This window comes from Desulfonispora thiosulfatigenes DSM 11270, from assembly GCF_900176035.1.
Taxonomy (GTDB): Bacteria; Bacillota; Peptococcia; order Peptococcales; family Desulfonisporaceae; genus Desulfonispora; species Desulfonispora thiosulfatigenes.
In genome coordinates this window covers 16503-32533 of record NZ_FWWT01000017.1, presented here as the reverse complement: position 1 = coordinate 32533, position 16031 = coordinate 16503, and the positions used below count along the sequence as shown (strand labels likewise).

14 protein-coding genes are annotated in these 16031 nt (G+C 30.5%); 3 read left to right on the top strand and 11 right to left on the bottom strand.

What is annotated here, in order from left to right:
- Positions 1-7: 7 nt before the first annotated feature.
- The 7 genes from asrB to B8965_RS06800 all read right to left on the bottom strand — a co-directional run bounded on the left by asrB (position 8) and on the right by B8965_RS06800 (position 7060).
- Entirely contained in the window at positions 8-802 is a 795-nt protein-coding gene (gene asrB / locus B8965_RS06830) for an anaerobic sulfite reductase subunit AsrB (RefSeq protein ID WP_084053098.1), read from the bottom strand.
- Positions 792-1811, bottom strand: a complete 1020-nt coding sequence (gene asrA / locus B8965_RS06825) for an anaerobic sulfite reductase subunit AsrA (protein ID WP_084053097.1) — start codon at positions 1809-1811, stop codon at positions 792-794. The genes asrB and asrA overlap by 11 nt, the downstream gene beginning before the upstream one ends.
- 68 nt (positions 1812-1879) lie before the next feature.
- Positions 1880-2572 (bottom strand): Crp/Fnr family transcriptional regulator, encoded by a 693-nt coding sequence (locus B8965_RS06820; RefSeq protein WP_200805888.1) that lies wholly within the window; start codon positions 2570-2572, stop codon positions 1880-1882.
- A gap of 22 nt (positions 2573-2594) precedes the next feature.
- Positions 2595-4214 carry a bifunctional diguanylate cyclase/phosphohydrolase gene (locus tag B8965_RS06815; protein WP_084053096.1) on the bottom strand — a complete coding sequence of 540 codons (1620 nt, stop codon included), beginning with the start codon at positions 4212-4214 and terminating at the stop codon, positions 2595-2597.
- A 4-nt stretch (positions 4215-4218) separates the two neighbouring features.
- Positions 4219-6078 (bottom strand): SpoIIE family protein phosphatase, encoded by a 1860-nt coding sequence (locus B8965_RS06810; RefSeq protein ID WP_084053095.1) that lies wholly within the window; start codon positions 6076-6078, stop codon positions 4219-4221.
- A 38-nt stretch (positions 6079-6116) separates the two neighbouring features.
- Positions 6117-6503 (bottom strand): DUF1987 domain-containing protein, encoded by a 387-nt coding sequence (locus B8965_RS06805; protein ID WP_084053094.1) that lies wholly within the window; start codon positions 6501-6503, stop codon positions 6117-6119.
- Between the two features lie 11 nt (positions 6504-6514).
- Positions 6515-7060 (bottom strand): SiaB family protein kinase, encoded by a 546-nt coding sequence (locus tag B8965_RS06800; RefSeq protein ID WP_084053093.1) that lies wholly within the window; start codon positions 7058-7060, stop codon positions 6515-6517.
- A gap of 327 nt (positions 7061-7387) precedes the next feature.
- Between B8965_RS06800 and B8965_RS06795 the strand changes: the two genes are divergently transcribed.
- The 3 genes from B8965_RS06795 (at position 7388) to B8965_RS06785 (ending at position 10724) form a co-directional block, all read left to right on the top strand.
- Positions 7388-9001 (top strand): amidohydrolase, encoded by a 1614-nt coding sequence (locus tag B8965_RS06795; RefSeq protein WP_084053092.1) that lies wholly within the window; start codon positions 7388-7390, stop codon positions 8999-9001.
- Between the two features lie 92 nt (positions 9002-9093).
- A complete protein-coding gene (locus B8965_RS06790) occupies positions 9094-10524 on the top strand; it encodes a sodium:solute symporter family protein (protein WP_084053091.1) in 1431 nt (476 codons plus the stop codon).
- Positions 10525-10541: 17 nt separating this feature from the next.
- Complete coding sequence (locus B8965_RS06785) at positions 10542-10724, top strand: hypothetical protein (protein WP_084053090.1); 183 nt, start codon at positions 10542-10544, stop codon at positions 10722-10724.
- A 233-nt stretch (positions 10725-10957) separates the two neighbouring features.
- On the opposite strand, the gene B8965_RS06780 is transcribed toward B8965_RS06785, so the two are convergent.
- The 4 genes from B8965_RS06780 to B8965_RS06765 form a co-directional block, all read right to left on the bottom strand.
- Positions 10958-11170: a DUF3006 domain-containing protein gene (locus B8965_RS06780; protein ID WP_084053089.1), complete on the bottom strand. Its 213-nt coding sequence runs from the start codon at positions 11168-11170 to the stop codon at positions 10958-10960.
- Between the two features lie 16 nt (positions 11171-11186).
- Positions 11187-12041, bottom strand: coding sequence for a ComEC/Rec2 family competence protein (locus B8965_RS06775; RefSeq protein ID WP_242941949.1), 855 nt, complete (start codon positions 12039-12041; stop codon positions 11187-11189).
- 62 nt (positions 12042-12103) lie between these two features.
- A complete protein-coding gene (locus B8965_RS06770) occupies positions 12104-14887 on the bottom strand; it encodes an AAA family ATPase (RefSeq protein WP_159446296.1) in 2784 nt (927 codons plus the stop codon).
- Positions 14887-16014: a metallophosphoesterase family protein gene (locus B8965_RS06765; RefSeq protein WP_084053087.1), complete on the bottom strand. Its 1128-nt coding sequence runs from the start codon at positions 16012-16014 to the stop codon at positions 14887-14889. The genes B8965_RS06770 and B8965_RS06765 overlap by 1 nt, the downstream gene beginning before the upstream one ends.
- Positions 16015-16031: the final 17 nt, after the last annotated feature.

The window sequence follows — 16031 nt, the reverse complement described above, 5'->3', positions numbered from 1 at the left end:
ACCCTCCTTAGTCTTGTAGGAATTTACCATCTGTATAATTAAATACTGGTCCATCTAAACATACATAGGTTGAATCGATCTTGCAGTGTCCACATTTACCTAAGCCACAGCACATTTTACGTTCAAATGAAATCCATATTTTATTTTCAGCTAATCCCAGAGCACTAAATTCCTTCACTACAAATTTCATCATTACAGGAGGTCCAACAATAATTACTTCTGTATTATTAATATCTTTTATAGGTAAATCAGCTATATATTTTGTAACTAAGCCTACATTACCCTGATAATCTTCATCGGCTTTATCTACAGTCACAATAAGGTTAATTTTCTTTTCCCACTTGGCTAAATCATCTTTAAATAAAAGGTCATCTTTACTTTTAAACCCTGCAATCAAGGTAAAGCTTTTTACTTCCTCCATGTGATCTGCAAAATACTGGACAATTCCTCTAACTGGTGATAATCCTGTTCCTCCTGCTACAACAACTACTTCTTTACCTTTATATTTTTCGATATCAAAACCATTACCATAAGGCCCTCTTAAAAAGAGTTTTTGACCAACTTTATAATTAAAAATTTCGGTAGTAACAGTTCCTACTCTCCTAATAGTAAGTTCAATATAATCATCACCCAGTCCACAAACTGAGATAGGAGCCTCGCCATACTTAGGAAGAGAAACTTCAAAGAATTGACCTGGTTTTACATTTCCCTTATAGGACATTTTAAAGGTATATTCGATATCGGTGTGTTGTTTAATTTCAAGGATTTCTGATTGAAAAGGCATATATACATTATCTTTCATTAGAAGCCACCTCTTTCATTCCGTTTTCTAATTTATTGATACAATTCGAAAAAGAAATATATTCTGGACAAATATCATCACATCTACCACAACCAACACACATATGATAGCCAAATCTTTTTTTATAGTCATATACTTTATGAAGTACTTTAAATCTCATTCTTTCACCTTTAGTTTTTCTAAACTGCATACCGCCAGCTATATCAGTATATCCATCTACTTGACAAGAAGCCCAAACCCTTCTTCTTTCCCCAGCATTAGGATTATCTTTATAGAATATATCTTGCATTGAAAAACAGGTACAGGTTGGACAGACAAAATTACATCTTCCACATGCTATACATCTTCCAGAATACTCTTCCCACATTTTAGAGTTCATAATATCTTGATTTAAATTATCTGGAATTTTTACTTTTACTTCATTTTGCGTTACAAATTCAGGCTCTAGTTCTACTACTTCTTTTTCTTTGTGAGTAAAGTAACTTACTAATCCACTATTTTTTGCATCAAAGTAAACATAATCTTCATCTTTTTTAATATAGGCATCGTGTTCATCAGTTGTATTAGTTCCCATACTTACACAAAAACAATTATCAAAACTATGCTCACATCCCATTAAGATAAACTTAGTTTTATCACGGAGAGCTTTATAATACGGATCTATCGCACCATTGTTTAAATAAATTTCATCCATTCTTTTTACAGCGTGTAAATCACAACTTCTTAATAATACTAAAATATCTTTGGCATCAATTTTTGGCTCTTGCCATTTATCTTCTGTAAAGTAAAATAAAGTTTGAGTGATTGGCATAATAACTTCTTTAAAGGAAAAACTTGATTTTTGCTCAAATACTACTTCATTAATATCTGTAATTTCTCCGTATCTAATTACATCCGTATCAGAAAATGCTCCCATGCCTTCAAATGTTTTAGGTGCATAAATCTTATAATCTTTAGTGATCTCTTTTAACGCTTCATTAAAAGTATTTACGCTTAATTTGAATCCCATGTTCATTCCTCCTTGTTGTTGTTGGCTTGATTACATTATAGGTTTTGTATACAAAAAAAACTGTGATATTAATCACAGCTCTTAAAATACTTTGCTAATTCACTTCTATCTGGGATAATTATTTTCCTGCCTTTAGTTATTATTAATCCTGAATCTTCAAGTTTCTTTAAGGCTCTTGAGGTAGTTTCTCTAGCACATCCAAACATATCTGCTAAATAGGTAATCGTAATCTTTAAATTAATAACCACCCCTTCTTCCACCTCTTGCCCATAGTCTTTCGATAATTTCCAAAGCTTAGCTGCAAGTTTTTTCTCCATATTTAGGGTAGTCGTATTTTTCATTTGTCTATATAGTCTGCGCACTTTTATGGCAAAAGAATTGAGCACATTTTTAGTAAGTTCAAAATCTTGTTTCATTATATCTAAAAAATCATTCTTTGCAAAAACTAAAAGTTTACCTTTTTCAAAGGCTTCACAATTAATTGAGGCTGATAAATCATCTAAAATAACTTCATTAATTAAGCTACCTTGATCTAAAATGAAAATTACTTTCTTTTGCCCTGATTCCGATATTTTATATAAAGATACTTTGCCTGTAACTACTATATATATTTGCTTTACTTCGTCTTTATCTATAAATATAGTTTTCCCTTTTTCCATATCGACTAAATTTGCCTTTTCTGTTAAAAGGTTAATGGTTTCTATATTTAGATCTTTAAATATAACTAACCTTTGTAGTGCAATGGTCGTTATTTTATCCACACAATCATCCTTTTATCCCTTATTAAGAAACAATATCTTCAATATTATTTAAGAATAAATCCACTAATTCTGGATCAAATTGTTTGCCTTTATTAATCTTTAGTTCTTCCATAGCCTTTTCTTTACTTATAGCCTTTTTATAAGGACGCCAATGGGTCATAACATCATAAGCTTCGATTATTGATAAGAATCTTGCTAAAAATGGTATTTCATTTTTTTCTAGACCGTAAGGATAACCTAAGCCATCCCATCTTTCCCGTAAGGCTAAAATATTACCCGCTAGAAAGTTTTCATCAATAGATTTTGCCATGCGGAAACCTACTTCAGTATAGTTTTTCATAATTTCCCATTCTTGTTCTTTTAAGGTTTCATTTTTAGCTAATAATTCTTTAGGAATAGCAATTTTACCAATATCATGTAGCTCGATAAAATCAAGTACGATTTGTTCATCTATTACGTCAGATCTAAACTTTAAAAATGAAAGAAAATTTAAAGCCATTTTTTGCATCCTTGTAAAATGTTCTGGATCTTCAAAACATTTAGTATACAGGGTGCTTTTCATATTTAAAATTATTTTTCTTCTGATATGTTTACTTTCTGTGATTTTATTACTATACATTCTATTTTCGGCGATATTTAATAACTCGAATATTTTAGTATCCGGATTACAAATAGTGGCAGACCCTAAAGCTAAGCTAATTTCGATTGGATCTGCTTCTACCTGCTTAGCTTTTAGGTTAATTTGCTCACATACTTGTTCACATTTTTCTTTATCAGTGTTAGGAAGTATAATAAGAAACTCATCTCCCCCCCACCTAGCTACATAATCAGTTTTTCTAATGGAACTTAATAGTACCTTGGCTGCGTTTACTAAAATCTTATCGCCACTTTCATGACCAAAAACATCATTAGTTAATTTTAATCCATTCATATCCGCCATGATTAAACTTAAAGGCATCGCCTCTTCTGATTCGAGCTGTGGGATAATACTTTCCATATATACTCTGTTATATAAAGAGGTTAGTTTGTCATGATAGCTTAAATATACTACTTGATCTTCTATTTTTTGCCTTTCAGTTATATCGGTGAGAACTAGCATTATTAGATCCTTACTACCTTCAATTACTTGAGTAATAAGTTGATAATTTAAATTAATAATGCTTTCCCTTAAATGTATAATATTTGGCAATTTTTTTAATAGAGCTTTTCTATTTTCACATACTGATTCTTCAAATATTTTCGTAAAGGTTTCTTTAAATTCTTTTTCTTTTTGAGAATTGCCATTTGATAATAATTGTGTAATATCTTCTCCTGCAATCCTTTTTTCAAAAATCCTTAAACATTCTGAACTATATTCTTTATTTACCTTTAAATTGTTAGTAAAGGTCAAAAAACCTTGATGAGAATTATTAAGAATATTAGAGATATCAGTAGTTTTAATTTTAAGTTCTTTGCCTTGTGAGTCGCTTATTTTAAATACCTTTTTTGATAACTTTAACAAGTTGTGATAGTCCTTAGCTAATTTTGCAAACTTATCTATCGAAATATTTCCTAAGTCTTCGTTTTCTTCAATTTCAAGCAAGGCATTTTCGATAATCATCATTTCTTTTTGAAATATATTATTAATATCAGTATCTTTCATAAATTCACCCCCTTTTAACTATGGGCGGTTTAAATCCAATCACGGCAATATCATCCCTTTGAGGGTTTTCACCCATATAGGATAAGAGCTTTTCTTCAAGTGTAAGTTTTTGCTCAGATAGCTCATATTCATATACTTCTTGTAAAATTTCCATGAATTTTGTCTTACCCAGAGAAAAGTCCTTTTCCCCACCGTTTTGATGGATATATCCATCTGTTGTCATATAAATTATATCACCTTTTTGTGGGTTAAAATTTTGGTTTTTAAAATCATAATTATCTGGAGTGTTTTTATACCCTATTCCTTTTTTATCTGCCTCTAAGACTTCAAATTTATCCTTGTTATTAATTAATAAAGAAATTCTAGCACCTGCAAAAATACATTCACCAGCACCCCCGATATAGACAATTCCCGCATCTAAGCCATCATCAATATCTGAATTTGTACTTCGTCCATAAAGGGTTTGTTTTAAGTGAATATTTAACTTACTTAGAATATTTCCTGGGTTTTTAATACTTTCTTCATCAATAATATAATTCAAAATGGAATTTACAGTCATCGTCATTAGAGCTCCTGGAACCCCATGACCCGTGCAATCACCTATAATAACAATGGATCCACTCTCAAAAATCTTCGTATAGTAAAAATCTCCCCCAACTATATCTCTAGGTTTCCAAAATATAAAATTTTCTTTAAATATAGTGTCCATTTCCTTTGGGCTAGGGAGAATTGATTCTTGGATCATTCTGGCATATTCAATACTATCTATAATATTTTGATTTTTTTCTTTTAGCTCTAATGTTCTCTCTTTTACTATTTGCTCCATTTCTCTGTTAAGCTCAATTGCTCTTTTATATGGATTGGCAATTTTATTTGAAATTAAATAAAACATAATAACTAAAAGAAATATTGTGATTAGACAAGCAATTAAAGTATTAATTTTAATCGAATCAATAAAAGCTATACTTTCTTCCCTTGGAATCTGTAATATTAATCCCCAATCAGTTGACTCAAGTTTTTGGAAAATCAAATCATAAGTTATACCGTCAGCATTTTTATAGTCGATAACCTTCGCAGAGTTATCTCCTTGATCAAAAGAAAAATTGTCAGAATTTATTATTTTATGTGGTAAAAAGTTACTAATGTTTTTGTCTAAATGATGAGTGTCTTCTGATATATATATATTCCCAATCTTATCAATAAGCCACATATTACTTTTTTCACCAAATTTATAACTTTTAAATTGTTCTGAAATATCTTTAAAATCAATACCTATGCCTACAACAGCCAATATTTCTTCTTTATCCATCATGAGAGCATTCATAAATGCAAAGGTATTTTTTCGTTCATTATTATAGTCTAAGGATATAGAAATTGGCTCATTATTTTCAAGCACATCAAAAAACCAGGAATCATCTTCATCATCCTTAGACATAACATCAATAAGTTTTCCATCTTCTGTCCAATAATTATAAGTTAAATTGCTGACAATAAAAGAGCTATCATAATCATGATCTTTGACTACCTCAGCAATTCTTTTTTTAGCTAAAATACCCTTTTCTTCATCTTTTTCTTTTCCTTGTATCCATTCTTTGATAATTGAATCTTTAGCAAGTACTTGTGAAGTTTCCTGTGCCTTTTCAATACGAGCATCAACCTTTGCTGTGATTGATTGAGCAATATAAAAAAGATCCCTATTTTGTAGCTTTTCTATTACTGCATTTTTTGTAATAACATAGCTAATTCCACCTGTTACAATTACAGCTGAAATTATAATTATACTTGCTAAAATTATTATCCTTAAGGAGTTATTATCAAACAATTTATAATTAACATCCTTTGACCCTTCTTTAATTTTAGGCATCTTTAGCACTCCTAGATATTAAATTGTTTTCTTATAGATCAAGTATTTTCTATTACTGTTTGAAAAGGTAAGGTAAGATCTTCTTTAAATTCCTCTGCACATTCAAAACTACTTTCATTTTCCACGTCATAATACCATTTTACAGAGATTTTTTTACCTTTATTAAAATGATTTTCAAATTTATCAAGCATCATCATTATACATTTAGTACTACTTGAATTTATGTAGGGTAGATGAAAATTTATTTCTATAGATATCTCTTCTTGTTCGTTTTCTAAAAATTCATCAATCCAACTTAGAATTGGTTCATAAAATTTAAAAGCATTTTCTGGATAAGATTGACCGTCAATTTTCATAACCTTAGTCTCAGTATTAAAATCTATTTTTGGAGTGCTACTTGTCTTTTCAATATGTAAATTATTCATAATATCATCTCCTATACACTAACCTTAAGTTCAAAAAATGACATATCACCATCTGTTTTATTTACCGAATAGGACATTGGACTTTTAGATTTTCTGGCCATATCGATGATACCTAATCCTGCCCCTATACTATCTGGAGAAATATCCTTTTTAATTTGCTCTTTATACCGTTTTTTTAACTCCTCTTTACTTAAATTAGCCAAGGAATCTATATAGCCGGTTAATTTTTCTAAATCACTATTGTGTACTAAATTACCCGACCAAACATAATAACCTGAATCAGATCTTCCAATAGAAACTATACCTGAATTTACAATCTTATCATAATTACTCTTACCTTCTTGCGTGCTAGAGTAATTTTTTATATTTTGGGTTTGTTCAATAAATACAGAAAAAACATTAAACTTTTCATTTTTTGGGGTTTCATCAGAATCTAAATGTTTTCTTAATGCTTCCCCTAACTCTTCAATTATACCTTGAGAAAACCTACCTGAAAAAATGATTAATACCCCATTATCTTCAAGCATGTTTTTAATTTCCATAACATTTCTTTTCATCCTCTTGCCTCCTACACAAAATTTCCTAATTAGCAAATTTTCGCATTTTTCATTATTTTATCACAGTAAACAGTAGTATCAAATACAGAATGTGCCAAAAGGCTAATAAAATTACTCCTAATGTATAAATATTTCTTTCATCTTAAATGTACAACCTATAAATAAGTTTTAAATTAACTATTATAAATTTAAAATACCTCGCATAAATTTAATTTAAATCTCATCCACCACGAAAGGAGTGAACTAGAAGCACAAATTACTTCTCATACTTTTATTTCTACACTTATTTTCTAAATATCTATTATTCTTGGAGGTGTAATTTTACACATGGAAATTGCAAATTTAATTTATGTGAATGGTAAAGTTCTCACGGTTGATAATGATAATAGAGTTGTCAGCGCTTTAGCTGTTAAAAATAACCTTATCTTAGCAGTGGGAAGCAACGAAGAAGTGTTAGTATATCAAGATGAAAATACTAAAGTAATAGATTTGATGGGTAAAACTATGATTCCTGGCTTTTGTGATGCGCACGGACATTTTAGTATGGCAGCTGAATCTTTAATTAAGGCTAATCTTGCTAATCCACCAGTTGGAAAAAACACATGCATCAGCGATTATATTAATGCCTTAAAAGAAAAAGCTAGGACAGTTCCAGTTGGACAATGGATTTATGGATATGGCTATGATAATACCTCTATTCAAGAAATGCGTCATCCTACCAGAGCTGAATTAGATCAAGTATCCACAGAGCATCCAATTTGGATAACTCATGTTTCTTCACATATGGGTGTTGCCAACAGTAAAGCTTTAGAAATTTGTGGGATAACACAAGATACCCCTACTCCTGAAGGTGGAGTTATAGGTAAAGATTCTGAGGGAGAGTTAAATGGATTTTTGGAAGAAACTGCTATGTTTTTAATTGGTAGTTTAAGTATTGACTTGCCAGAAGAAGAAAGACTTGAATTATTAGCTAAAGCATCAGACCTATATGCACAAGTAGGTGTAACCTCTGCATCAGATGGCTTGGTGGAATCGTTTGAATTGATTGAAAACTATAAAAAATCTGTTTTAAATAAAGATTTAAAAATAAGAGTAGTAATGAATCCAAGTTATGAACTTATAGAAACAAATCCTGAATTATCTTTTGAAAGTGACAAATTAACTTTAGGTGGGGTTAAATCATTTGCTGATGGCTCTATTCAAGGTTATACTGCATATTTGAGCAAGCCTTATTATAAACCAGGAAATAATGCTGATAATTATAATGGGTATCCATGGATGAGTTATGATGAGTTATTAGAAAAGGTCAAAAATATCCATAATGCTAATCAGCAATGTGTAATTCATGGTAATGGCGACGCTGCTATCGGAGATATTATCCGAGCTTATCGTACAGCCCAAGAGGAAAATCCCAGGGATGATTGTCGTCACGTAATAGTTCACTGTCAAACAGCTAGCGAAGAACAATTAGATGAAATTAAATCATTAAATATAATTCCTTCATTCTTTGCCCTTCATACGTATTATTGGGGAGATAGACATCGTGACATTTTTTTAGGACCAGATCGTGCCTTTAGAATAGATCCATGCAAATCAGCTCTTGATCGAGATATTCCTTTTAATATTCATTGTGATACTCCAGTTGTTCCGCAAAATCCACTACTTTCCATGTATGCTGCAGTTAACCGCATTTCTAGTAATGGAAATGTTATTGGAAAAGAGCAGAGAATCAGTCCTTTAGATGCCCTAAAGGCTGTAACAATAAACTCAGCTTACCAAAACTTTGAAGAAAAAACCAAAGGTTCTCTTGAGGTTGGTAAATTTGCCGATTTAGTTATTCTTGATGAAAATCCTTTAGAATGTAATCCTGAAAAAATCAAGGATATTAATGTCTTAGAGACAATTGTCGGAGGAGAAACAGTTTATACTTCACTTGTTTAAGACATAAATTTATAATTTTTCATTAAACTTTAATTATTTCTTATACCAATAAAAATCATCTCAAGTCCTACAAAATTTAAGGAGTGAGAAAAATGAAGATTGTATTTGGTTGCATTGTCGGATATCTGATTTTAACCAATATCCTTGGTCTTGCTGTTGGACGAAAGGTAAAATCGACGCCTGATTTCTTAGTTGGTGGTAGTAACTTTGGTTGGTTATTTTTAGTCGCAATTCTTTGTGGTTGTTGGGAAGGTTCTGGTGCTTCTATAGGTATTACCCAACAAGCTTTTGATAAAGGAATGTATCCTGGCTTTTATACTGGTTTCTTTGCAGTAGGATTAGTTTTAGCTTCTTTTTTCATTGTACCAATTCTTCGTAGATTAAAAATCTTAACTCTACCAGAGTTTATTGGTACTTTATATGGGGAAAAGGGACGTTTTGCAACTGCTATTTTATGGCTTTGTCAAGATTTAATCGTTCTTTCGATGCAATTTCTAGGTGCTGCAGGTATATTTGCTGCCTTATTTAATATTCCTGTCCACTATGGTATTTTAATTACCTTGGTTAGTGTTGCTGGCTATATGATTATGGGTGGAATGGTCGCCGCTGCCTGGACTAATATTATGCATACTGGAATAATGTTATTGTCAGCGGCACTTGCTGTACCTTTAGCTTTAAACTATGCTGGTGGCTTTGACGGAGCTGTAGCTACACTTCCTCAAAGTTATTTCAATGTATCAGGTATGGGGTTCACTACTTTATTAGGTTGGTTTTTAGCTATTTCTTCTGGACCTATCATTCATCAAATTACCTTTAATGTTGCAGCTAGTGCTAAAAATACAAAAGATGCAAAAAACAGTTTCTTAATTTCTGCAAGTATTATCGCTTTATTTTCTATTCCTTTTGCAATCTTAGGAATTATGGCTAAAACATATCTTCCTGAAGCAACAAACTTAATGGCGCTTCCGATGATTGCTATGGAAATTAGTCCATGGTTTGCAGGTATCTTACTAGCAGGTGTTATGGCTGCAATTCTTTCAACTTTAGCACCGATGCTATTTTCTTCACCAACAGTATTTGTAAACGATATCTATAAACAATTACGTAAAAATACTACTGAAAAAGAAATCCTATTAGTAACAAGATTAAGTTCAGCTGCTACTTTATTTATTGGAATGGGGTTAGCTTTATTAGTTAAATCAATTGTATCTGCTACCGTATTTGCCTTTACTTTCCGCTTAATAGTTTTATTTGGAGTAGTTCTTCCTTTAATGTTTGCTTCATTAAGATTCATTACTATTGCAGGCGGTTTAATTGGTATCAGCGTTGGAGCTATCGCACCAGTTCTTTCTCAGTTTGTCTTCCATTCTTCTTTAGCAGGAATGTACTGGGCAGCAGGTGGAGTTATTGTTGGTATGATCCTTGGAAGTCTTTTAACTAGAAATAGTAGCCCTAAAATTCAAAGTATTTGGTTTTATATTAAAAAGCGTAATATTGAAGACAACAATAATATTTTAAGTTAATAAAGGAGGTATAATTTATGTGGCCACTTGTAGAAGTTCATAGTACTGGTGCAGCTTGGGGTTATTTTGCGATACTTTGGTCTATTATTATATTAGGTCCAATGCTCCTAGGTTTTATTATTAATAAAGTGTGGTGGAAACCTCATTTTGAGAAAAAAATGAAACAAATTGATGAAGAAATTCAAAATATGAATGCCTGATGGATACCTAAAGCAAATTAGGGAATCTAAATTCCACTTTAAAGTTAGGTATGTCAGGTAAACTGTGTAATCTATTCTAAAAATATATCTTTAAAGTTCATTTCTAAGAGCACAGTTTTATTAAAAGCTGTGCTCTTAGATTTACTTACTTTGAAGACATCTAGGAGAGTGTGAAAGAGCCTGTGAAATAATTTCTGTAAATTAGCTTTCTATGATAAATTTATCATCTGAATTTATTCCCAAAGATCATCTAATAATTTCTCTGCTGCTAATTTTCTTTTTGCTGTTTCTTCGTAATCAATAGAGATATTATTGCGCTCTATTATTAGTACATCTCCTTCTTTTGCCTCTACTGGCAATTTGTTTTTTTCAATATCTATCATTTCTCTGTTTTCGTTTTCACAAATTGCATAATTTCCTGCAAATCTATCAATTATGACTTTCATTAAAGTCCAGACCTCCTTAATTTGAACCAAAAGATATATCTTTGCCATCTGAGGTTGCAACGATAGTTCCATTCACATCTGTACGATAAACTTTTATGTTCTTATCCATTAATTTATCTAAACTTTCTTGATGCGGATGACCATATTTATTGTCTTTTCCTACCATGATTACAGCATGTTTAGGATTAACCTTATTTAAGAATTCTGGTGTTGTTGAAGAATGACTTCCATGATGTCCTACCTTTAAAACATCTGCAGATAAATTATATTCGTTTAAAACCATTTCATTTTCACTTATTTCTTCAGCATCACCTGTAAATAAGAAAGAGGAATCTCCATATTCTACTTTAACCACTATCGAATAATTATTAAGTTCTTCATATGAGCTACTATTTGGTGCTAGTATCGTAACCTTTGCCGTATTTAAATTAAGGTTTGTCCCTGGGAGTGGAGTTTTAACCTTTAATCCTTTATCTTTTACAGCCTTTATTACATCTTTAAAGGTTTTAGTAGTGTGCGAAACCTTTGGCATATATAAGTTATCTATCGGGAAATTATAAATTACAGCATCTAATCCTCCAATATGATCTTCATGAGGATGAGTTCCAATAACATAATTAAGTTTATCTATCTTTTGTCTTTTAATATAATCTACTACTAAATCAGCATCCCCATTATTTCCTGCATCTATCAGCATTGAGCTATTTCCATCTTGCACTAAAATACAATCAGCTTGACCTACATCAATGAAATGAACTTTAAATTTTGAAGATTCATTATTTCCACCTAATTGCACGCATCCTATAAAAAGGGTTGAAACCAGGAATAAGATTATTAAGAAAAGTCTCTTCATATTTATATTTATTCCCATTAACTTGCCCTCCTATCTTTATAGTTATAATAAACTTTGTAAATTATGACCTAAATTTCTCTTTAATTTTTTAACGTAATAAAATTCACATCTGAATAGGCTTTGACACACTCAACTTCTCTGCTTCTACACGTAAATAAAAAGCACTGTTTTTCCTTAGAATAATCATATAGGTATTCCAGGACAGCTTTTAATCTTAAGTCATCGTACTGGATAAAGGCGTCATCTAAAATTATTGGGAATGAATCCTCAGGATCAAAGATTAAATTAACAATCCCCAATCTTAAAGCAAAATATATCTGATCCCAAGTACCATTACTAAAATAACCCACTTCTAGGTCACTAGATGATGAAGGATCAATTACTTTAATATCATAGTCTTCCGAGATTTTAATTTCCGAATATTTACCTAAGGTTATTTTACTTAATATATTACCTACCTGTTTATTTAACTTAGGTCCAAAGCTTCTTTGAATTTCCTCAAAAGATTTATTAATATTAGCGATTGCGATGTCTATCACCTTAATTTTTTGTTGGTATGATTTAATTTTTTCTTCTAGATCTCCTAGCTGTTCATCAATTTCATCAAGTGTATTGGTATTACTAAAACGATTCTTTATTTTATTCTCTAAATCTCGTAATTCCTTTTCACAAGCCAGTAATTCTCCATTTTTGGCAGTTTTGCTCTTATCAATTTCCTCTTCATTACTATTCTTAAAACTTAATTCGTCCTCACTGGTAAAGGTATTACTTGATACATAGTCTTTTATAGCTGATATTTCTCTAACTTTTAGTAGTTCTTCATAAGTTTGTTTTGTTGAGGTAAACTTTCGTTCACTTTCATTCTTTCTCTGTAATTTTTCTAGTAATTTTTGAATTATAGTATTAATTTTAAGTAAATCACTACTATCTTCATTAACTTTAGCTAACTCTGTATTTAATGCTGTTTCCTTTTCTTTTACCTTTTCCTTTATTTCAGTAACCCACGCATTACTTTTTGCTAGTTCATCCTGAATATTAGCTAATTCAGAGAGATAATCTTTATAATTTTGTACTTTATTAGTGAATTCTTGTATATCTTCCGTTTTACTTGTTAACAAAATAGACTGTATATACTCAGTATGCGCAGTTAATTCTTTAGTTAATTTTTCTAAGTCTTCTCTTACTAAGATATTTTCTTTAGCTTTAATCCCATTTTTAAGCAATTCAATTTCAGTTTTATGTTCATTATATTGCCTCATTTTTAAACGAAAATCTTGATATCCTGTTACAGCTAATTCCATATAAACTTCTTGCAGACTTTTTGTTAGAATATTAATTTCTTGGTGGATTTCATTATCATTTTTTGACCTCTGTATTTCTTCCTCTATTTTATGTAAATCTTTCGCAATATTACCCTTTCTACTAAATCCAAAACCAGTTAATAATAATCCAAGTATTGAAAGTATAAAAATATAGTTTTGAAAAAAACCTCCGATTAATCCCCCAATAACAAGGGCTACCCCACTAAATGTTATCAACTTATTGGTATTTGCTTTTTCTAGGATAATATCTTTCCTAAGTTCAAGATTATCCAGCTTAGCATCTGAGCCAAGCTGTTGTTTTAAGTTATTTATCCTTTGTTCATTATTTTCAATTTCACTTTCTAATTTTTCATTAACTTGCTCCAATTTAATTAATGATCCTAACTTCTCTCTTTCCTTGCTCAATTTTTCTTTTTGAGTATCTAATTCTACCTTTAAATTGTTTATTTCTTCTATATTTTTGGTAATATTTTTAATTTCATTTGCCACATTATGAGTTTTTAACTCTATTTGTTCTTCAAAGGTATCAAATCCTTGAAAATCTTTAAGTTTTTCTTCCTTTTCTTGTTTTTGGGAAAATAGTTCTTTGTTTTTCTCTTCTACTTCTTTAAATCTTTCTTGGAGATTTCTATATTCATTATCTAATTCTTTTAATTTTTCTATATATGTTTCATCAACAACTAAATCAGCAAACTTTAAATCAAGTTTTGCATCTTTCACTTGTTGTAACAGTATTTCTAACTGATTATAATATTTTAAAATATTTTCATATTCTTGATAAGTTTTAAATTGTCTTAATCTTGTTTTTTTATGATCCAATTCTTTAATCTGTCTCGTAATTTCAGCTATTTGGTGCTCTTTATTTTTAACTTCTAATTGATCGCTTATATTTTCTTCATGAAGTCTTAAAATAGAAATTCGTTCTTGCTTTAAATGAGAATATTCCTCGGAAATATTATCTAATTTTCCCATTCCTCTAGGTGTGGTATATTCCCTTTTGAATTCTTCTAGCATATTTAGTGCCGTCCAATAAGAAACATTTTCATCCCCGCTTTGGTGCAGATTAGTTAATTTATTCATTAATTCGTCTTTTTTATCTCTAGAAACTTCTGAGCCTAATTGTCTAATAAAAAGTGATCTTTCAAAAGCTTCTTCCCCAATTCCTAGAAGTTCAACTCCAGGTGCATCAGCATTTATCTGATCAACCTTTTTTCCAGTAATTGCATTTATTACTTCTTTTCGATCATAAGATTTTGAAGATCCAAAGGTTTTTCTAATTAAATATTCATTATTATCTCGATCTAAATAATATAATTCACCTGATGCTTTATCCCCATTTAAGGGTTCATATCTTTTTCGATCATTTTCACGGATATCTTGCTTCCTTGAATTCATCCCATATAGCATAGCTTTAATAAAAGCTTGCATCGTACTTTTACCTGCTTCATTTTTTCCATATATCACATTTAAACCTTTACTAAATTCAATTTCCAGATCCTTTAATTTCCCAAAGCTATTAATCTTTAGTTTTTTAAGTAACACTATTTCACCTCCTCATTTTTTAATACTTGAAGTCCCATTTTTAAAGCATCTTCGTATAATTTTTTCTCATTATCATCGCTACAATTTTCTAGTAAACTACGCATATTATTAGTAAAAATACCCAATAAGGAATATTCCTTTGCTAATACTTCGAAATTTATTTTTAATTCAGTATTATCGATTACTTTCACAAAATAAAACTCGTCTTTAATCTTTTCTTCGACAATGAGGGTAGAAATATTAAATCCTTGCTCTATTTCACCTATTAAGATAATTTTATATAAATTATTCTGTCTTTGTTTATCAAGGGCAGTCATCTTCGTAATAATTTGTTTTATGTCCTCATAAGTAAGACAACCCCTAATATCCACATCTATTTCATAATAAATTCGCTTTGAAATTTCTCGGAATTTTAAATTTATATAATCTTTTCCAATTTCACCAATAATAATCCCTTTTGGCCCTAGCTCATCAAATCCTTTTCCCTCAGGTGTACCACAATAGGCCCAGGAAGTATTTGCATTTTTATTAATCTTTGTAAAAGCATGTTTATGACCTAAAGCTAGATAATCTAATCCACTATTTTCAATTTGCTTGATAGTGATTGGATTATATTCCGTTAATTGACTAGAACTCACTACATCACCATGTAATACCATTATATTAATCAATTCAGGGCGGTCAATTGAAAAGCCCTCTATTAAAGATTCAGGCTCATGCTGATTACCAAAACCTATACCATATACACATGTATTTAATTCAGGTAATAATACATGATTTATTTCATCTTTAAAAATATGAACATTTTCTGGCCATTTTAACATTGTATAATAGGACTTATTAAAGTAAGGATCATGATTACCTGGTGCAATAAATACTTTAATATGAGGAATTTCCTGAAGCTTTTTGATGATAAAATCTATCGTAGTTTTCATTGTGCTTAAGTTATCAAAGAGATCCCCGCTAATTAAAATTAAATCTACTTTTTCTTGTTTTGCTATATCAATTATCCGTCCAAAATTCTCCCTCAAATCTTCCTTCCGTTGTTCTGATTTATCCCTAGTTAAACCATAAAAAGCTGTATCAAAGTGCATATCACCGCAATGAATTACTTTTATCTTTTCCACCTTCTTACCCTCCTTTT